18 protein-coding genes are annotated in these 19,300 nt (G+C 38.2%); 3 read left to right on the forward strand and 15 right to left on the reverse strand.

What is annotated here, in order from left to right; translation table 11 throughout:
• Positions 1-486 precede the first annotated feature (486 nt).
• From xdh to ABFV83_RS12435, 3 genes are all read left to right on the forward strand, one after another.
• On the forward strand, positions 487-3,105 hold the full coding sequence (gene xdh, locus ABFV83_RS12425; RefSeq protein WP_349944210.1) for a selenium-dependent xanthine dehydrogenase: 2,619 nt from the start codon (positions 487-489) through the stop codon (positions 3,103-3,105).
• An 87-nt stretch (positions 3,106-3,192) separates the two neighbouring features.
• Positions 3,193-4,224: an XdhC/CoxI family protein gene (locus ABFV83_RS12430; RefSeq protein ID WP_349944212.1), complete on the forward strand. Its 1,032-nt coding sequence runs from the start codon at positions 3,193-3,195 to the stop codon at positions 4,222-4,224.
• A gap of 97 nt (positions 4,225-4,321) precedes the next feature.
• The gene (locus tag ABFV83_RS12435; RefSeq protein ID WP_349944214.1) at positions 4,322-5,524 is read left to right on the forward strand and encodes an FprA family A-type flavoprotein; all 1,203 of its coding nucleotides are present in this window, start codon (positions 4,322-4,324) and stop codon (positions 5,522-5,524) included.
• An 864-nt stretch (positions 5,525-6,388) separates the two neighbouring features.
• Here the strand turns inward: ABFV83_RS12435 and ABFV83_RS12440 are convergent.
• From ABFV83_RS12440 to ABFV83_RS12510, 15 genes are all read right to left on the reverse strand, one after another.
• Positions 6,389-7,531, reverse strand: coding sequence for a hypothetical protein (locus tag ABFV83_RS12440; RefSeq protein WP_349944216.1), 1,143 nt, complete (start codon positions 7,529-7,531; stop codon positions 6,389-6,391).
• Positions 7,512-8,279, reverse strand: a complete 768-nt coding sequence (locus tag ABFV83_RS12445; RefSeq protein WP_349944217.1) for a hypothetical protein — start codon at positions 8,277-8,279, stop codon at positions 7,512-7,514. The genes ABFV83_RS12440 and ABFV83_RS12445 overlap by 20 nt, the downstream gene beginning before the upstream one ends.
• Positions 8,280-8,314: 35 nt before the next feature.
• On the reverse strand, positions 8,315-8,539 hold the full coding sequence (locus ABFV83_RS12450; protein ID WP_349944219.1) for a hypothetical protein: 225 nt from the start codon (positions 8,537-8,539) through the stop codon (positions 8,315-8,317).
• A 120-nt stretch (positions 8,540-8,659) separates the two neighbouring features.
• Positions 8,660-9,364, reverse strand: coding sequence for a hypothetical protein (locus ABFV83_RS12455; RefSeq protein WP_349944221.1), 705 nt, complete (start codon positions 9,362-9,364; stop codon positions 8,660-8,662).
• A gap of 20 nt (positions 9,365-9,384) precedes the next feature.
• Positions 9,385-10,206, reverse strand: coding sequence for a hypothetical protein (locus ABFV83_RS12460; RefSeq protein WP_349944222.1), 822 nt, complete (start codon positions 10,204-10,206; stop codon positions 9,385-9,387).
• Between the two features lie 35 nt (positions 10,207-10,241).
• Positions 10,242-10,649: a PAAR-like protein gene (locus ABFV83_RS12465; RefSeq protein WP_349944224.1), complete on the reverse strand. Its 408-nt coding sequence runs from the start codon at positions 10,647-10,649 to the stop codon at positions 10,242-10,244.
• Between the two features lie 40 nt (positions 10,650-10,689).
• A complete protein-coding gene (locus ABFV83_RS12470) occupies positions 10,690-11,391 on the reverse strand; it encodes a hypothetical protein (protein ID WP_349944226.1) in 702 nt (233 codons plus the stop codon).
• Between the two features lie 66 nt (positions 11,392-11,457).
• Positions 11,458-12,786 (reverse strand): DUF4280 domain-containing protein, encoded by a 1,329-nt coding sequence (locus ABFV83_RS12475; RefSeq protein ID WP_349944228.1) that lies wholly within the window; start codon positions 12,784-12,786, stop codon positions 11,458-11,460.
• A 683-nt stretch (positions 12,787-13,469) separates the two neighbouring features.
• Positions 13,470-13,781: a hypothetical protein gene (locus ABFV83_RS12480; protein ID WP_349944229.1), complete on the reverse strand. Its 312-nt coding sequence runs from the start codon at positions 13,779-13,781 to the stop codon at positions 13,470-13,472.
• A 114-nt stretch (positions 13,782-13,895) separates the two neighbouring features.
• Entirely contained in the window at positions 13,896-14,624 is a 729-nt protein-coding gene (locus tag ABFV83_RS12485) for a hypothetical protein (protein WP_349944231.1), read from the reverse strand.
• Entirely contained in the window at positions 14,617-14,901 is a 285-nt protein-coding gene (locus ABFV83_RS12490) for a hypothetical protein (RefSeq protein ID WP_349944232.1), read from the reverse strand. The genes ABFV83_RS12485 and ABFV83_RS12490 overlap by 8 nt, the downstream gene beginning before the upstream one ends.
• Complete coding sequence (locus ABFV83_RS12495; RefSeq protein ID WP_349944234.1) at positions 14,871-16,016, reverse strand: DUF4280 domain-containing protein; 1,146 nt, start codon at positions 16,014-16,016, stop codon at positions 14,871-14,873. The genes ABFV83_RS12490 and ABFV83_RS12495 overlap by 31 nt, the downstream gene beginning before the upstream one ends.
• A gap of 470 nt (positions 16,017-16,486) precedes the next feature.
• Complete coding sequence (locus ABFV83_RS12500) at positions 16,487-17,803, reverse strand: transposase (RefSeq protein WP_349944236.1); 1,317 nt, start codon at positions 17,801-17,803, stop codon at positions 16,487-16,489.
• Positions 17,796-18,242 carry a transposase family protein gene (locus ABFV83_RS12505; protein WP_349944237.1) on the reverse strand — a complete coding sequence of 149 codons (447 nt, stop codon included), beginning with the start codon at positions 18,240-18,242 and terminating at the stop codon, positions 17,796-17,798. Before ABFV83_RS12505 ends, ABFV83_RS12500 begins: the two co-directional genes overlap by 8 nt.
• A gap of 251 nt (positions 18,243-18,493) precedes the next feature.
• A complete protein-coding gene (locus ABFV83_RS12510; protein ID WP_349944239.1) occupies positions 18,494-19,234 on the reverse strand; it encodes a hypothetical protein in 741 nt (246 codons plus the stop codon).
• Between the last annotated feature and the right edge of the window lie 66 nt (positions 19,235-19,300).

The raw sequence follows: 19,300 nt of genomic DNA on the forward strand, positions 1-19,300 counted from the left end.
AGAAACGATCCCTGTTTATTTCTCTGAAATATTAAAGTTTTCCACACCTTTGTGTAAAAAAACATCCTCCAGGCAAAAACCCAGAGGACATCTTTTCTTAATCTATTTATTATAACATATACGACAAAATTTGCAATAATTTTAAGGTCTAAAATGTTTTTTCAGTATATATAAAAAAAAGTTTGATAACAGTAAAAATTGCCTTATTTTCCCGGCTTTACTTATAGATATTTTCTATAAATAAAACGGATGAAACCTCCTGTTTAAGCGAAAAAGCAGGTGTTCTAACTTTTTTTGTATATAACTAAAAATTTTTTATATTTTCATGGAATATGAATTGTTTTTATATTATTTGTATGTTAAAATGTCTGTGGAAGCAGAAATAAAAACGCCATTTTTTGATAAAATTATATAAAATAGTATTGTTAGAAAAAATGTGCGGAATTATATAATATCAACCAGTATATTAGAGAGAGAGGTATTGTCATGTATGTAGTAAATGTCAACGGTAAAGATTACCAGTCAGAAGAAGATTTAACATTAATGGATTTTCTCAGAAACAAGCTTGGTATCACTTCCGTTAAAAACGGATGTAAGGAAGGTGCCTGCGGGACATGTACGGTAATTGTGGATGGGAAAACAATCCGCGCCTGCATACAAAAGCTGTCCAAACTGGAAGGCAAAAAGATTCAGACCATAGAAGGGTTTACACAGAGGGAACGGGATGTATTTGTTTATGCTTTTGCGGCAGCAGGAGCCGTACAGTGCGGCTTTTGCATTCCTGGCATGGTAATCAGCGGCAAATGCTTAATTGACCAGAATCCCAATCCAACCAGAGATGATGTTAAGCAGGCGATCCGCACAAATATCTGCCGTTGTACAGGCTATACCAAAATAGAAGACGGTATTTTGCTGGCAGCAAAAATGTTCAATGAAAACTTAGAGGTTCCTGAACTTAAGCAGACCGGTACAGTAGGAGAAAGAACCTGCCGTGTGGATGCAGAAGCAAAAACACTGGGTACCGCCAATTATGCAGATGACTATTATCTGGAAGACATGCTTTACGGAAAGAACGTGTTCAGCAAATATGCATGCGCTAAAATTAACGGGATCGATACCAGCAAGGCTCTTGCAATGCCAGGCGTAGTCGCTGTTTATACGGCAAAGGACATACCCGGAGACAGGTATATCGGCCATCTGGCACACGACTGGCCCGGCATGATCGATGTAGGCGAAGAGACAAAGTGCTGCGGCGACACCCTTGCCATGGTCGTGGCTGAAACGCTGGAACAGGCGACAGCGGCAGTTAAAGCCGTAGAAATAGATTATGAAGAATTAGAGCCGGTCCGCTCCCCAAGGGAAGCCATGGTTCCAGGCGCCCATCAGGTTCATGGCGAAGGCTTTATGCAATTTGGCAAATTCAGAATTCCAGAAAATAACCTTCTTGACCATGAAGAGGTAAAACGTGGTGACGCAGAGAAAGCTCTTGCAAATTCCAAGTATATCGCAGAAGGCACCTTCTATGTTCCGCCCACAGAGCACGCTTTCATGGAACCGGAAACTGCTGTTGGTATTCCTGACGGCGACGGAGTAAAGGTAATTACCGGATCACAGGGTATTTATGATGAACATCACGAATTAAGTGCATATCTTGGCCTCCCTATGGAGAAAGTAAGAATACAGAGCGCATTTGTCGGCGGCGGCTTCGGCGGAAAGGAAGATATGAGCGTACAGCATCAGGCTGCTCTTTGTGCTTATCTATCAAAGAGACCTGTAAAAGTATCCTTCTCCCGTCAGGAAAGCATAAATTATCATCCAAAGCGTCACGCCATGGAAATCTACTGCAAGATCGGCTGTGATGAAAACGGTATTATACAGGGAATGAAGGCAAAGCTTCTCTCTGATACGGGAGCCTATGCTTCTCTGGGCGGACCGGTTCTTCAAAGAGCCTGCACTCATGCGGGCGGACCGTATAATTACCAAAACGTGGATATTGAAGGTGATGCTTATTATACCAACAATCCTCCTGCAGGCGCATTCCGTGGATTCGGAGTAACCCAGTCCTGTATGTCAACGGAAGTTTTGATCAACCAGTTAGCGGAGAAGGTTGGAATTTCCGGTTGGGAGATCCGTTACCGCAATGCCATCAGGCCAGGCCAGTCTCTGCCTAACGGACAGATCGCTGACGAAGGCACCGGTATGGTGGAAACTTTGGAAGCAGTAAAAGAAGATTTTGAAAAATATGAAGCAGATCCTAATTATTTCGTAGGTATTGCATCTGCCATGAAGAACGCAGGAATCGGTGTGGGCCTTGCAGACGTTGGCCGCTGTATCTTAAGAATACGTGACGGAAAGGTTATTACAGGCTCTTCCGCTGCTGCTATCGGCCAGGGACTTCAGACCATAACCTTACAGATGGTCTGTCAGACCACAGGTCTTAAACCGGAACAGGTAGTGGTTGGACATCCGGATACAAAATACACACCAGACTCCGGAACTACCACCGCATCCCGTCAGACCGTATTTACAGGAGAAGCAATCCACATTGCAGCCATGAAACTGAAAGAGGATCTGGATGCAGGACATTCTTTAAGTGATTTGGAAGGCAAAGAATACTACGGCGAATTTGACTATAAAACAGATCCTATCGGCAGTGACAAGCCAAATCCAGTCAGCCATATTGCTTATGGATATGGAACACAGCTTTTTGTTATTGACCAGGAAGGAAAGGTTGTAAAGGTAATCGCAGCTCATGACATAGGCAAAGCCATCAATCCTCTTGCCGCAGAAGGACAGGTAGAAGGCGGTGTTGCAATGGGTCTTGGTTATGGACTGACAGAGGACTTCCCGTTAAAGAACGGCATTCCTCAGGCTAAGTTAGGTACTTTAGGTCTCTTTAAAGCACCTCAGATGCCTCCTATCGACGTACGGTTCATTGAAAAGAATCCATCTGAAGTTGCATTTGGAGCAAAGGGCGTGGGTGAGATCGTATGCGTTATGGGAGCGCCTGCACTGCAGAATGCTTACTATAAAAAGGATGGTGTATTCCGTTACAAACTTCCTCTGGAAGATACATTCTACCGTAAGCCTAAGCCTGCAAAATAAAAGGAAACCACAATACCCGAAAAAGGGCGGAATGAATACCGCCCTTTTTTATTATAAAAGCACGAGACAGCAAAAGGGAGCAATCATATGACAGCAGGATTTTATGAAGAATTAAAAAATGCCGATAAAAGCACCACCTTAGTCAGCCTGACAATCATCGAAGGTCAGGGACTTGGAGCCAAAGCCCTGTGGTCTGGCGGAGAAATCATCTGCAGGCAGGGAGATGAAAAAGCTTTTGATGCTTTTTCAGAAGATTTAAAGAGCATTGACAAAACCCAGATCATTAAATCTCAGAAAAGCACTCTGTTCTGCGAATTTATAACAGGGGAAAAGTATATGGTGGTGTGCGGAGCCGGACATATCTCCATTCCCATCATCAGGATCGGAAAAATGCTGGGATTTCATGTTACGGTTATTGATGACCGGTTATCATTTGCCAATACCGCAAGAAAAGAGGAGGCTGACACCGTTATCTGCAAGCCCTTTCGGGAAGCCCTGGAAGAGATAGAGGGAAGCACAGGCCATTATTTTATCATCGTCACCAGAGGACACCGGTATGATCAGGACTGTTTATCCCAGATCATAGGCAAAAAAAACGCCTATATCGGCATGATCGGCAGCAGAGCCAGGGTAAAGCTTGTAAAGGATTATTTAGAAGAGCAGGGAATAGACAAAGAGCTTCTTGAACAAGTTTACACTCCCATCGGACTAAAGATCAATGCCCAGACCCCGGAGGAAATCGCCGTAGCCATTATGGCGGAGATCATTCAGGTGAAAAACGGAAGCCAAAAAAGCTTTGGCTATCCAAAGGAAATCCTTGACGGACTTACCTCCGGAGAACTGTCAGACATGCCAAAAGCCCTTGTGACCATCGTATCCAGAAAAGGCTCCGCTCCCCGGGATGTTGGAACAAAAATGGTTGTAATGCTTGACGGAAGCACCATCGGAACCATCGGAGGCGGCTGTGTGGAGTCCGAGGTGTGTCTTGCAGCAAGAGATGTTGCCAGGGATAAAAAGCCGGTATTAATGAAAGTTGATATGACTCCGGGCAACGCAGAAGACGAAGGTATGGTATGCGGAGGCATCGTAGAAGTATATATTGAGCCGGTTTTCAATTGACCGGACAAATTGGACCTTAAAAAACACAATGACATTTTCCTGAAAATATAGTATACTTTTAAGGATGGAATAGAACGAAAGAAAGGAAGGCAGCACCATGTATTGTATAAAAACTATTAAAGATGACTTGTTCTGGGTGGGAGGAAGTGACCGCCGTCTTGCCCTGTTCGAAAACGCCTACCCCATTCCGAAAGGGATTTCCTATAACTCCTATGTCCTGCTAGATGAAAAAACCGTTCTTTTTGATACCGTTGACCGGGCCATCACCGGACAGTTTTTGGAAAATGTGGAAGCAGTTCTTGGCGGACGTGATCTGGATTATATCATTGTAAACCACATGGAGCCGGACCACTGTGCCACCTTAGGGGAAATGGTCAGAAGATATCCGGAGGTTCAGGTGATCTGCAATGCCAAAACAGTCCCTATCATTAACCAGTTTTATGAATTCGGCGTTGATTCCAGAGCTGTTGTTGTAAAAGAAGGGGATACTTTCTGCTCCGGCAAACATACCTTTACATTTTATATGGCTCCCATGGTTCACTGGCCGGAAGTAATGGTCACCTACGACACTACGGACAAGGTTCTTTTTTCAGCCGATGCCTTTGGCACCTTTGGCGCAATGAACGGAAACCTGTTTGCCGATGAAGTGAATTTTGAACGGGAATGGCTTGATGATGCCAGAAGATACTATTCCAATATTGTAGGAAAATACGGGCCGTCTACCCAGACCCTTTTAAAGAAAATTGCTGATCTGGACATTCAGATCCTTTGTCCGCTTCACGGGCCTGTATGGCGTTCCAATATTTGCTGGTATATGGACAAGTATCTCGCATGGAGCAGCTATACACCGGAAGAAAATGCCGTAATGATCGCCTATGGCTCCATTTACGGAAATACGGAGAATGCCGCCAACATTCTGGCATGCCGCCTGGCAGAACGCGGGGTCCGCAATATTGTAATGTATGACGTATCCAATACTCATCCGTCTGTAATCATTTCAGAAGCATTTCGCTGCAGCCATCTGGTATTCGCTTCGGCCACCTATAACGGAGGAATTTTCAGCAGCATGGAGCACTTACTTCTGGATATGAAAGCCCATAACGTGCAAAACCGCACCGTTGCTCTTATGGAAAACGGTTCCTGGGGTATCATGGCAGCTAAAAAGATGAATGAGATTCTTTCAGGAATGAAAAATATGACCATACTGGATCAAACCATTACCATCAAATCTTCTGTAAAAGAGGACCAGCTGGCTGAGATCGGGGCTTTGGCTAATGCCATTGTAGAATCAATAAAATAAAACAGGTAAGAGCAAGGGGAATGGCCGAGGAATGCCAGGTACCTTGCTCTTTGCGTTTTCTATATAACTGCTTTTTTATATTCTTTGTAGCATACTAAAATTCATGTCCATATTCTGTGTCAAATTCCTTTATTAGAGTAGTTGTTTCATAAGCGCATAACAACAAGGTCCCTTACGTGGTTGTTGTGCGCTTACCTTGGACAGAAAAAGGCAGTAGATTTCCCAATCTCTTAAAACATAAGTTTTATGATGCCTTTTTTCTATTTGCCATCAAGCATATTTTCCACTATAACATACTCGCCGTTTAATTCACCAATATAGTCAAACACCGGCTCTAGTCTTAGATTCCCCTTCAATACTCGTCTTTGGTAAGATGAAAATTTGTGAGTATATCGCCCGCTTTTTCGATATTTTGCTGAGTTGGTATATTGTTTGCAACTATATTTTGACAACTATATAGCAAAATAAGAGCCAATAGTAATGCAGTTATTTTAAAGATATTTTTCGTTTTCATAGTTTTTGCAAAACTATTGGAAAATGCTCCACCTAACAACTCCTTGCATGAGGGCGATTAAAAACCTCCAGAAGTGAAGCTATTTACTAAATAGATTTGCCTCTGTCCTCCTTCTTTCTTCGTATGTATAACTGAGGTTTGCACCTTTGCTGTTTACAAATAAGAACTCAAGATTAATTATATCTTATCCCGACTGGCTTGCTAACGAAGAACCATACCTACACCGGCAAGGTTTTCTGGACGTGGTAAGGACTATAAGTTTGTTGGGAAAATTATAATTACTTAAATAAAATGGGCTTGTGTTGCAGTTTTTAAAACAAGCCCAAGTAATTCCTAAGTACATATGAATTTTATTGTTTTATATCTAGGATTTGGGTTTGTAATGTACCCTTCTTATTCGAGAAAAAGTAGTTAATAATCTGACCGCTTTCATAATAAACTCCTGAGAAAGTTTCTCCATACCTTTCCATGTCAGCTTCAGTAAAAGTCCACTTTTCTAACGGTATTCTTTTATTCTCGCCAGAATCAAATTGTTGAATTAACAAATAGGGAACATCTGTATTTATATGAATTGATACAAAATACTTATCATCAATAACGATATTTCCGAAAATCCCATTAGAAAACGACCACTCATTCATATCATCTGTTTTTACATTCCCGACCTTTTGGTTACTTTTTCCATCCCAAAGCATAAGATTCATCTGTGAAGCAGAATCACTTTCCTCCAGATAAAAAAGTCCTCTGGAATCATAAAGTACCGGAATGCTTGGTTTTGTTTCTATTATTGGAAATAAAGTCTTTTCTTCATATTTAAAGTAACGAGTTATTGCTCTATCCAGATTTTCGGAAATAATCACCTCTCCATTTTCATTTATAATAAACCTAAATAGCTTATCGCTTTCACATGAATAGATATCTTTTTCTTCTAAGGAGTCCAATTTAATGGCTGTTAACGTTCTATACCCTGAAGAAATAGTATAACCATAAAGTACGTTTGCATAAATATATTCCGGACTGATAAGATTTATTTCCTTCCTATTTTGAATTTTGAATTCCGAATTATATATAATGATTTCATTATTCCCTTTTTCATTTTCAGAAATGCAAATCAACTGATTATTATGTTTAATAACATAGTGTACTTTTGTTATTCCTGTAAATAAATCCTTAGGGCTTTCCCATAAATGATAATTGCCATGTTCATCCTTACCAGAAAAAATATAGTCTGCATACATTGATTTTATATATAAATAATCACCAAATAAAATAGCCTTATTATTTAAGTGTTGGAAAGAACTATCTGCACTGCCATCAAACCTTAACTGCTTTTCTTCTTTTGGTAACTCCTCTCCAGAAAATATTTCTGGGGAGGAATCAGTAATCATATTCTGATTTTCTTGTATAGTTTTATCTATTCTGTGTCCATTACAAGCACATAAACTTAAAGAAATTAACATAATGGAACAAGCTTTAATTGTAGCTATCCGCATGTAAAAAGCCTCCGTTAAATGCAAGATCATTAACATCATTCATATATTGTACTTTATGGGTACTCCCATTATACTCTTGTGCAGCAAGTAATACATTACCATTAGCAGCATCTAATTTTATTGCATATGTTCTAATACCAAGTGCTACGCTTAATAACTGCGATGAATTTTGGTATTGATAATGATAGTATCCATCGCTAGCTTTATTAAATAATCGATCCGCTACAGGCGTATTATAAGTTGTCCTTGATTTCTGGTAATTATAGGTGGAATCGATTGTATGAGGAAGGACATAATTACCATTACCATCAAGAATTTTAACATTTGTTGTTGTATCAAGATTATATGTACAAAATTCATATATCATAGGGTTTCTCGGGTCTAGGACTTGCAGTATATCTATACTTACGTTGGCATTAGGACTTGAGCTGGTATAATACCCCATTTTACTCTCTTTCCATATCATTGCCTTTATTACTGCAGCATCATTATCTGAAAGATTTCCTTGTAAATAGGAATCAAGCTTTTTAAACAAATCTTCCTGCCCCGTACCCTCAACATCAGAAGTTTTGCTTTTGCCGTAACTGGAAGCTTTAGAAGCTCCAATCATACCAGCAACCGCTTGTTTCGGCATACCAGGTATGGCAGCTAATCCAGCTGCGGCCGCCCCCATAGCTGGCGATTCCGCATTACTTCCCGGAGATCCTGACAGAGGGACGTAATGGGGGCTGATTTCTACCTGTGGCATATCCCCTGCTTCCGGTTGTCCTGAATCAATGATTTCTATTTCTCCACCATATAAACAATAAACCTTTGCGCCTGCAAGTAAGGGGACTTATTTACTTCTACAGTATTACCCCCGTTATCCCATTCTGCTGATATGATTTTAGGGGTGCATATACCGACCACCCGTAATGGAACATCGGAACTTTCTTTCTGATCCTTTTTTGCAAAAAAATTCATTACGGTATCTGTAAAAGTATTTGGGCAATCTTTTTCAACATCCATTTGTATCTTTTGAGCCTCTGCTGCAGTGTCCGGATTTTCCATACTGTAACAGCCGCCAAAATAGTACTAAAAACGGTGCTATTACAAATAGCCTCGAATCATAATCCGTTTTTTTCTATATTAGCCACTTATAATCACAGGTTCTTCTGAGCCGCCATCATATGAAATTCTAGTGTATTCAACGCAATAATGACCCCTATACACAATTAGTGTGTTTTCATCTTTAACAAAAAAGCTGCTGACCCCAAAAGATTCATCTGATGCTGTTTCAACCTCTACATATACGAAATAGTTACCTTCTGCTTTTGTTAGCCCAATATCCTTCAGTGTCATTTCAAAGTGGAGATGATAGTTGTCGGTTGCGGGAAAAATACTATATTTATACCTAATGTTTTCAATCATTTCGTTTCCATTTATAACGATATTTTTCTGCGTAAACTGAATGGTCTTTGTACTAATCCCTTTGAGGATAGATGCTTTTTGCTCTTCAACTTCATATTCAGAATAATGTATTCCTCTAAAAGGTGTAGGGTCCACATAGATATGATCTGTTACCTCCCACTCCCCATAAAACATTTCATATGCGGCGTTTTTACAAAGTTGTGATTTTAATATATCCTTATCTTTATCGGACTTTTGTTGTTCTACTTGTAATTCCGCTAAAGCCTTATCAGAAGCTTGTTTTTCTTCAGTTAACCTCTCTATGATCTCATCATACGTACGTTTCTTAGCTGACTCGGCAAGATTCAGCGTATTTAAAGTATAAAACACTATAATCATAACTGCTAATAAAATAAGTATCACAATAATAACGGTTTTCTTCATCTCAAACATCCTCTTTTCTTTTAATGGTTTCTTTTCTCGTCACCATCAAAGAATAATTCAAGTTCATCTAAAATACGGTTTTTCCAGCCATCTTCATAAATTTTGTAATCAGCCTCATTAACAGTATTTTTTAAATCTCCCAGCATTGCATCAAACAATTTATCCCAATATAGCTTTTTGAGGTTTGGATCGTTAGCATCGTTGTTCTTAAACATTTCGATAAGTGCGTCCTGTGTTTTAGAACCTAGCCTATACGTTAAATGCCTATGCATAATAAGTGCATCCAATTGGTTTTGATTTAGCCAAATTTGATCGTCGTTTGTGAACTTATAAAGAGCAGGTAAATTCTCATTAACATAATCTTGATACATTTTTTCGCAAATGGCAATTGGTACTCTTGTTTTCTCAGCAAATTCAAGCCCATAAATGTCTTTAAGTCTTTTTCTCTCTTCTGGTGTGTTTTTGAACAAAACTCCATATCCATACGTAATATTACCTTTACCTTCTACATCACGTGATAGTATGGCAACCAGTTTGCCACTTTCATAAACCTTATAATCTTCTCCAAGATTTTCATAATCTATTAAAAGTGCCGTCCCTTTTGAACCAATACTTCCAGTTCCGGGAGCTAACTTATCTCCCGGCCCCTCAACATCAGAAGTTTTGCTTTTGCCGTAACTGGAAGCTTTAGAAGTTCCAAGCATACCAGCAACCGCTTGTTTCGTCATACCAGGTATGGCAGCTAATCCAGCTGCGACCGCCCCCATAGCTGCCGATTCCGCATTACTTCCCGGAGATCCTGACAGCGGGACGGAATGGGGGCTGATTTCTACCTGTGACATATCCCCTGCTTCCGGTTGTCCTGAATCAATGATTTCTATTTCTCCACCATATAAACAATAAACCTTTGCGCCTGCAAGTAAGGGGACTTATTTACTTCTACAGTATTGCCCCCGTTGTCCCATTCTGCTGATATGATTTTAGGGGTGCATATACCGACCACCCGTAATGGAGCATCGGAACTTTCTTTCTGATCCTTTTTTGCAAAAAAATTCATTACGGTATCTGTAAAAGTATTTGGGCAATCTTTTTCTACATCCATTTGTATCTTTTGAGCCTCTGCCGCAGTATCCGGATTTTCCATACTGTAACAGCCGCCAAAGCAAATGATATTTTCAGGCTTACAATCATTAACCGTCATCAGTGCCCTGTCCTTAAAAAAACTCCGTGGCTTTTTTCCAGTACAGTTCTGCTTTTTCTCATACCACAGGTACATGTAGTACATTGACTGCTCTCTTTAATTGAGTGTGTTGATTCTAGAATAATTAATTTGTTCCTTCATACAAAACAGTCCATTCAATTTCATTTTTTACTTGCTCAATACCAGCCTCATCAATATATAAAAACCTTTTAGTCAATAACTCCCATTGTTCTTTTGTAACATTGACCCCATCAAACAAATATTCATCACTATCATCATAAATTTCATTTTGATTTTGATCATATTTGGAAAAACTAAGACCATAAATTTCATTTCCCAAATAATCCATGATAATATAATTATAAACATCATGCATTGGTCCAGCCCCAAATTTTCGACTAATAAATGCACCATTATTTAATGCATAGTAGTGTGGATATGGAGATAAGTCCTTCCATACAACCATTTCACTATCTCTAATTGTAAATACATAATAATATCTTGCCGCATTTATATGTAACTCTGGAATTTCATCACCATTAGAATCGAAAAAAGCATAGCTTGTTGCATAACGTTTGTCTGGTTCACCAGTTGGAATAGTCATTTCATTTATATCCCAACCAGCAGCTTTCACATTGCCAGTCAAGAATGCATTATATATTTCAATCGCCAATTCCTGCTCTGTTTTTGTTTCTGTCGTAACAGTTAATTCTTTCTTTGATTCCGTTAAAACAGGATTCTCCTTGTCTTGTTGTAAACTGTTTTGACATGCTATTAAGTTCAAGGCTACTGTAGCAACCATTGCCATATATATCATTCTTTTCATATCGCTCTCCTACATATGCATACGGCAAAGACATCAGATATGCTTTGCCATATGCAAAAATATTACTTAATAATTAACATTACCATCATAGACAATTAATTCGATCAACTTATAATCGTTTGTATAATTTACTGTGCTTTTGCTGCTTCCGTTGGCATCTATAAAAGTAGTAATACCATATCCTATAAATTCAACAGAGCTACCATCCCCTAACACTGTCGGTCTATTAGTGCCAAAGGGAACTCCTGTTTGATATAATCCATCAGGTTTTGAATGTTCTTTTGCATCGCCAACAACAGCAGGAATATAATAGTCTTTTCCATCATGCTGGCCAACTACATGTATATCAATTTTTGTTCCATAAGACATTTTTTCTGGTTTGAGTTGCATATTGCTAGTATGATTAGGATTCATGAAATTTGGACCAACTGCTACCCAATATCGTCCCTCATCATCTGTGTAAACATTATTACCTTCTTTTTTTACGGTAAGTGTACCACCTGCCCCATTTATCATCGTTGCCGCCATTGAAGCTGTTGAGTAATTCTCGGGATTAAGATTATTGTTGCTGTCGTATTTCAATAATTCTTCAGGCATTCCCCAATCATAATTATTGGCATTGGGGTGTTTTGCAACATGGCGACCAATACCAGATACAGTAGGACTACTATAAAGTCTTAACCAATCCTTGGTTATAGCTGGCTGCCCCGAACCCTCAGCATCAGAAGTTTTGCTTTTGCCGTAACTGGAAGCTTTAGAAGCTCCAATCATACCAGCAACCGCTTGTTTCGGCATACCAGGTATGGCAGCTAATCCAGCTGCGGCCGCCCCCATAGCTGGCGATTCCGCATTACTTCCCGGAGATCCTGACAGCGGGACGGAATGGGGGCTGATTTCTACCTGTGACATATCCCCTGCTTCCGGTTGTCCTGAATCAATGATTTCTATTTCTCCACCATATAAACAATAAACCTTTGCGCCTGCAAGTAAGGGGACTTCCCCATTTACTTCTACAGTATTACCCCCGTTGTCCCATTCTGCTGATATGATTTTAGGGGTGCATATACCGACCACCCGTAATGGAGCATCGGAACTTTCTTTCTGATCCTTTTTTGCAAAAAAATTCATTACGGTATCTGTAAAAGTATTTGGGCAATCTTTTTCTACATCCATTTGTATCTTTTGAGCCTCTGCCGCAGTATCCGGATTTTCCATACTGTAACAGCCGCCAAAGCAAATGATATTTTCAGGCTTACAATCATTAACCGTCATCAGTGCCCTGTCCTTTAAAAAAACTCCGTGGCTTTTTTCCAGTACAGTTCTGCTTTTTCTCATACCACAGGTACATGTAGTACATGCTCCATGAACGACATAAGTATCTTTTAAATCTGCCATTTATACTCCCCCCTATCTCTTAAGATATTTTTATTATAATAAAAACATCTCTTAAATCAAGTCCATATGTAAAACTAACGGTTTATATGTAATTTTTGGCAGAGGAAAGCCTGCTTTATTCTATGACCATGGACTTATATTCTCATGTTCATCCAATGTAAGTGTCAAATAAGTTGGTGTATAGAAAAACAGACAGCCCCTGTTTATAATTAAAGGCTGTCTTTTAACGGCAAAGTTTTTGAATCGTCGTATACCATGCATATATTCTCCCAGGTATTCTGGAAATTCGTATTCACATAGTCTTGATTTATTATTTCACAAAGTCCAATTGGAACTCTTACTTTTTCTGCAAAATCAACACCATAAATATCTTTTAGCCTTTTCATTTCACCTTTTGTGCTTTTAACCAGTATTCCATATCCATACGTAATATTGCCCTTTCCTTCTACATCACGTGATAATATAGTAACCAGTTTTCCGTTTTCATAAACTTTGTAGCTTTCCCCAAAACTCTCATAATATATTAAAAGTGCTGTTCACTTTGAACCAATGCTTCCAATTCCCGGAGCTATTCTAGCATCCCCCGAACCCTCAGGTGGAAGACCCTAGTCCTCAGATTTATTGTGTTGCATCCTATCTTTTTTTTAAATCTAACATATTCCAAGCTACAAAAGAAAGAGAATTTATTCCTCTGTGGCATTATTTTCAAGCGTAAAAGGACGATATTCCCTCTTATTCTTCATTATTCCGTAAACGATATTGACCAGTCTTCGCATAATGCACACCAAAGCCTGTGATTTCGTCTTGCCTTCGCTGATTTTTCGCTGAAAACAGGCATAAAATATCGATTGATTCGGCTTGCCACTTTTTGGAACGGTAACCATGCTGACAGCAAGGAAATAGAATAAGCCGTGTAGTTGGCGGTTGCCTTGGCATCCCCCAAAAGCCCGCAGTGCGGGCTTTTTCAGACCTTCAAAAAGGTGCTGTAAAATCAAAAGCGGTGCTGTTTGGGGTGCTGTGGTTGAAATTAAACTGCCAATAAATTCAAGTGTTTAGGGATTTTCCGTGTATAAAAGACAGATCTATCAACGGCGCTATGTCAAAAACGCTTATTCTGATTCTTTAATTAAGGTATTTCCCTTCCATATCAGTTTTTCCTTGATACTTTCTTCAGGGCTACCTCCTCTTATAAAATTTTCAATATAACCCTCATGAACGGTAAACCAAACAAGCATATCAAATCCCTCATAAATGACCTTAATAAGGTTTTTAGAAGAAGTGTCCCAAATATATAAATCGTGTGTCTCATTTATAGTGCCGCCTGTGTTCAATACAATGTCTGTATACCCATCCAAATTTACGTCCTCAAATTCTGTTCTCGTTATTACTGGATCCCACCCTAGTTCAATTACTTGCAACAGAGTAGATTTTTCATCAACAAGCTGTAGGGTGTAACCGTTTTCTTTATCATATAAAGCAATTATTTTGTATGTCGAATTGTCCTTTTCATGATGGATCGCATATATGGTACTTTGCTTTTTCTCTGTAGTTTCTTTAATGCCACCTGACTCAATAGTTGCAATTTGGGGATCTTCAGTTACACTTGAAATCATTGAATTATCTGGTTTCAAAGTTGTCGATGCATCAGGTGTTGTTTTTTTACTTGGAGTAGAAGAAATGTACTGTTGTGTTGTGTCTTTTTCTTGTGAAATATTGATTTCATTTTCGTTTTTATTCTCTTTGGATAATGGTTCAGAACACGCAGATAACATAATAAAGATTAAAGTTAACCCGGCTGTAATTATTCTCAGTTTCAAATGGATACTTTTTTTAATCACAACTATCTCCTTTCATTACAGCATATATTGCCTGTGCGTCTTTTGCTCTAATGGGCGCTTTAGAGTTAGCATTCTTAGGATTTTCGTATTTCATGCATACGTCATATCCAGCATTATAAGCCGCCTGACTCGAATCTAAATTTCCCTGATTAGTGTTCAACCAAGGCATATAAACTCTATTATAATAAGTACCAGTCAGCTCACGAACAACCATTATTCCTTCTGCTTCTGTCGCTTGCTCTTCAGTTATTGTGTCACTTCCCTTGGCCACTTCCATATATATATTCCAATTAATTGATATGTCCGGTCAAAAGTCCATTGTACACATCCAAGGCCAAACCCTACTCGACTTTTTTCCTGTGTATCATACCAGTTCATATTGTTGAAATTTGTTAGTATTGCATTTAATTTTGATAGACTTTTTCCCACGATGCTTTGTCCTGAATAATCATTTCGATAATTATGAAATTTATCCATATACTTAAGATAATCTGGTTTATCGCCTGGGCTAGAGGCATAATTAGAACTCTCAAACATTCCGATATTACCCTCATTTTTTATATTACCAAGTACCCCTGCAATAAATGCCAACTCAAATTTTTGTTCTATCAACACGCTTGCTGCAGTGATCATAGCTTTTTTCTTTACATTTGTAAGGGATATGGATGTATCATTCTCCAGATTACTTAACCAAGCGTTACTCCCCGGCCCCTCAACATCAGAAGTTTTGCTTTTGCCGTAACTGGAAGCTTTAGAAGCTCCAATCATACCAGCAACCGCTTGTTTCGGCATACCAGGTATGGCAGCTAATCCAGCTGCGACCGCCCCCATAGTTGGCGATTCCGCATTACTTCCCGGAGATCCTGACAGCGGGATAGAATGGGGGCTGATTTCTACCTGTGACATATCCCCTGCTTCCGGTTGTCCTGAATCAATGATTTCTATTTCTCCACCATATAAACAATAAACCTTTGCGCCTGCAAGTAAAGGGACTTCCCCATTTACTTCTACAGTATTGCCCCCGTTGTCCCATTCTGCTGATATGATTTTAGGGGTGCATATACCGACCACCCGTAATGGAGCATCGGAACTTTCTTTCTGATCCTTTTTTGCAAAAAAATTCATTACGGTATCTGTAAAAGTATTTGGGCAATCTTTTTCTACATCCATTTGTATCTTTTGAGCCTCTGCCGCAGTGTCCGGATTTTCCATACTGTAACAGCCGCCAAAGCAAATGATATTTTCAGGCTTACAATCATTAACCGTCATCAGTGCCCTGTCCTTAAAAAAAACTCCGTGGCTTTTTTCCAGTACAGTTCTGCTTTTTCTCATACCACAGGTACATGTAGTACATGCTCCATGAACGACATAAGTATCTTTTAAATCTGCCATTTATACTCCCCCCTATCTCTTAAGATATTTTTATTATAATAAAAACATCTCTTAAATCAAGTCCATATGTAAAACTAACGGTTTATATGTAATTATTAGCAGAGGAAAGCCTGCTCTATTCTGCGACTATGGACTTATATTCTCATGTTCATCCAATGTAAGTGTCAAATAAGTTGGTGTATAGAAAAACAGACGGCCCCTGTTTATAATTAAAGGTGTCTTTAACGGCAAAGTTTTTGAATCATCGAATCCCATGGTATAGATACCCGCACTTGCTTCTGCTCCTTTGGGACTTCCTGCGAAGCCAGTAACAGTTTCTGGGAATCAGTTGTTGCGGTTAAGTGATCCATAGATAAATCTCCAATCCTTTAATGTACTTAAGTTCCTTAAGACTTTTAGAATTATAGACATTATCTCACAATTAAAAATCAAAAAATATACACCGACATATTTGACGGTTCTTTCCAGAGTTAGTTGATTTGATAATAATATTCATTGAGAAGCAGCTTTGCTTTTAATAGCAAAAAGCTGTTTCTCCCATACATAATTCGTTTGATCAGCTTGATTTTATTCACACTTCCTTCAGCCAACCCATTATTATATTCAAAATCTATACCATTTTTTACTGCTGTAATATCATATTTCAAACCATTAATATATGTATCCACCTCATCAATTTCTAATTGTTTTGCTTTTGTAATCCATGAATCCAATTCCTTACTTTGACGGGAAAATATAATACGATGAAATTCCCTAAGCAGCCAATAGATTTTTCCTAAGACAGGATATCTTTTAATTGCAGCTTCATATTGTTTAAGTGTTAACCCTTTTACACGTTCTAATTCCCTATAAATAAGCTGACAAAAGAACTTGCGTGGAATATATTCAACAGGCTCGTTCTCATTTTTTGATACGTTCTTTAAATGTGTTCTTTCTTTCTGCATAAACATTCTTAAAGAAGCAACCGTGCCTGTGTACCCATTTTTACAAATATGCTCATGAATTTTGTCATAAGTTATTCCATTTGAACGCATTTCAATGACTGTTTGCTCGTAAGGTGCCAATTTGCCTGGCCTCCTGCAATCGTAGTGTCCATTACTCAGTGGGCAGTCTTTTTTCAGATAGTTTTTTACCGTTAAGGTAGTATGACCAGTTAAATATGTGATTTTGTCAATTGCATTCCCCTGTGCATATAAAGTTCTGACTTCTTCAATTGCTTGCTGTTTATTTTGCATTTGCCTGATATGCTGACGTTCCCGGGCATTTTCCTTCGCTTCAGGGATTTTATCTTTTGGAATAGCAAGATATTTTCTTATTGTAGAGGATAATGAGTGCAAAAGCAAAGCAATATCATCCGTCATATATCCTTCCTGACGCTTTTTATGTGCAAAATGGATTCTTTCTGTACGGTTTCTTGTATCATATAGCGCCTGCATTTCTGCATTCTGTGAAGTGGCAGATATCACCAATCTGGAAGGAAATAGACGGTACATATATTTTTGTACTGCATCCGATAGATTTTTCAACAGATGAAATCTGTCACTGATTTGAAGTGCATCTGGATGAGAATTTGTTGAAGCAGATGAATATGTTTGGGCTCCATCACGCGAAATAACCACTAAGTTAGGATAGGATTTTAGCCAATCCTCAACCTGTTTCGTTTCTCTTGAGTCGATAATATCAATAATTCTGTGTGTTTCTAAATCGACCATAACTGTGCCATAAGTATATCTTTTTCGAAAAGCAAAATCGTCCACACAAACTTTTGTAACAGCAGATTTATCCACAAGGGAAGGCATTTTTTTTAATCAGGTCACAGATGCTGCTTTTACTGGTTTTGACATAATCCGCTTTAAGTAAAGATGATGCACTTACTGAACTTAATTTAACAGATGTCACTAATATCTTTTCAACAAGACGTTTCGTTTTCTTTCCGTTAGGTACAACAAAATCAAAGCGTTCCGAAAAAGTTTTGTGACTGCACTCCGGATTATCACAGTATACTTTTCTTGTATCCAATAGTAGAATTGTTTGTTTCTCATGTAAAGGGATATCCTGAAGTTCCCTTTGATAAACAGAATGTATTTTTGAAGATGCATTACCACAATAAGGGCAGATCAGTTTTTGCTTTGTGGAATAAATATGTAGAATTATCTTATCATCTTTAATTTTACAAGCAATACATTCTAAAGAAGAATCTAATAGTTTTATAATTTTAGTTTCCATGTAATCACCGTCCTATGGAGTAATTATACACCTTTAACAATGTGAACACAACTAACTCTGGAAAGAACCTATTTGACGCTTACAATTCATGTCCATATTATCTATCAAATTCCTTTATTAGAGTAGTTGCTTCTTTGTTATCCTTATAGACAGCACTGTAAATATGCCACTCATTTCCCCAAAATTCCGCAGTGAGGGATTTTTCAGACCTTTAAAAACAGAGCTGTACAATCAAAACTGGAACTGTTTTTTTACTTCATTTTTTCCAATCCAAGATTGCTTTTAATACTATTAAAAGCAACTTTTAATTTATGTGGGTATCTATCATCAATTAATAAAATTATGCCGTCTTCATCAAAGAAAAAGTTTGTTAGCTCTTTGTTATTATATTGTTGATTCTTTAGAGATGTCTGAAACATTTGTGCAAAATCTTCTCCAGAATAAGTATCACTTTCATCTTCTATAATACCAATATATTTATAAGAACCATTGGAAATAGCATCATATAGAGACTGAATATCAACAATATCTGAAATGCCTATTCTGTAAAGATTTGGTAAATAATCAATTTGATGTAAATCTAAATTTACTCCATATTGGACATAACTGACTCTGGATCCATCTGTATCTCCTTTGCCTGTAAACTCTATACTAATATAGTTCTTATCCATGTAATGAATTGAATAATCTACTTGAAGACTTAAATTACTAATAGTCCAATTGTCAAAATAGTCATTTAATGCATATATGTATAGAGCATCGTTTACTATTTTTTCATAGGAGCTATCATTTAATCCCCTAAGTTGGGGGTAGTAAATTTGTATTTTCCCCTCATTCGCAACATACTTACATTTTTCCAGTTTAATATATTCATCTTGATATTCTGTGTTTTCCACTAATGCGGTCTGAGAGACCGTCGGAGGAATAACACTTTTACATGAACTTATTGAAAATACTGCTAAAAAGGCAAAAAACAAATATAATCCTTTCATAAATCTAATCTCTCCTTAATATGTAATTCATACCATAACCAAATATTAGTATATAAATAAAAATAA

The organism is Lacrimispora sp. BS-2 (assembly GCF_040207125.1).
Taxonomy (GTDB): Bacteria; Bacillota; Clostridia; order Lachnospirales; family Lachnospiraceae; genus Lacrimispora.

Excerpts from the sequence above, each read along its gene's own strand:
- ABFV83_RS12510 (WP_349944239.1), bottom strand. The coding sequence starts at position 19,234 with ATGAAAGGATTATATTTGTTTTTTGCCTTTTTAGCAGTATTTTCAATA.
- ABFV83_RS12440 (WP_349944216.1), bottom strand. The coding sequence starts at position 7,531 with ATGCGGATAGCTACAATTAAAGCTTGTTCCATTATGTTAATTTCTTTA.
- ABFV83_RS12465 (WP_349944224.1), bottom strand. The coding sequence starts at position 10,649 with ATGTACTACATGTACCTGTGGTATGAGAAAAAGCAGAACTGTACTGGA.
- ABFV83_RS12435 (WP_349944214.1), top strand. The coding sequence starts at position 4,322 with ATGTATTGTATAAAAACTATTAAAGATGACTTGTTCTGGGTGGGAGGA.
- ABFV83_RS12455 (WP_349944221.1), bottom strand. The coding sequence starts at position 9,364 with ATGAAGAAAACCGTTATTATTGTGATACTTATTTTATTAGCAGTTATG.
- ABFV83_RS12470 (WP_349944226.1), bottom strand. The coding sequence starts at position 11,391 with ATGAAAAGAATGATATATATGGCAATGGTTGCTACAGTAGCCTTGAAC.
- ABFV83_RS12450 (WP_349944219.1), bottom strand. The coding sequence starts at position 8,539 with ATGGATGTTGAAAAAGATTGCCCAAATACTTTTACAGATACCGTAATG.
- ABFV83_RS12495 (WP_349944234.1), bottom strand. The coding sequence starts at position 16,016 with ATGGCAGATTTAAAAGATACTTATGTCGTTCATGGAGCATGTACTACA.
- ABFV83_RS12505 (WP_349944237.1), bottom strand. The coding sequence starts at position 18,242 with ATGGAAACTAAAATTATAAAACTATTAGATTCTTCTTTAGAATGTATT.
- xdh (WP_349944210.1), top strand. The coding sequence starts at position 487 with ATGTATGTAGTAAATGTCAACGGTAAAGATTACCAGTCAGAAGAAGAT.
- ABFV83_RS12430 (WP_349944212.1), top strand. The coding sequence starts at position 3,193 with ATGACAGCAGGATTTTATGAAGAATTAAAAAATGCCGATAAAAGCACC.
- ABFV83_RS12490 (WP_349944232.1), bottom strand. The coding sequence starts at position 14,901 with ATGGAAGTGGCCAAGGGAAGTGACACAATAACTGAAGAGCAAGCGACA.
- ABFV83_RS12460 (WP_349944222.1), bottom strand. The coding sequence starts at position 10,206 with ATGTCACAGGTAGAAATCAGCCCCCATTCCGTCCCGCTGTCAGGATCT.
- ABFV83_RS12445 (WP_349944217.1), bottom strand. The coding sequence starts at position 8,279 with ATGCCACAGGTAGAAATCAGCCCCCATTACGTCCCTCTGTCAGGATCT.
- ABFV83_RS12475 (WP_349944228.1), bottom strand. The coding sequence starts at position 12,786 with ATGGCAGATTTAAAAGATACTTATGTCGTTCATGGAGCATGTACTACA.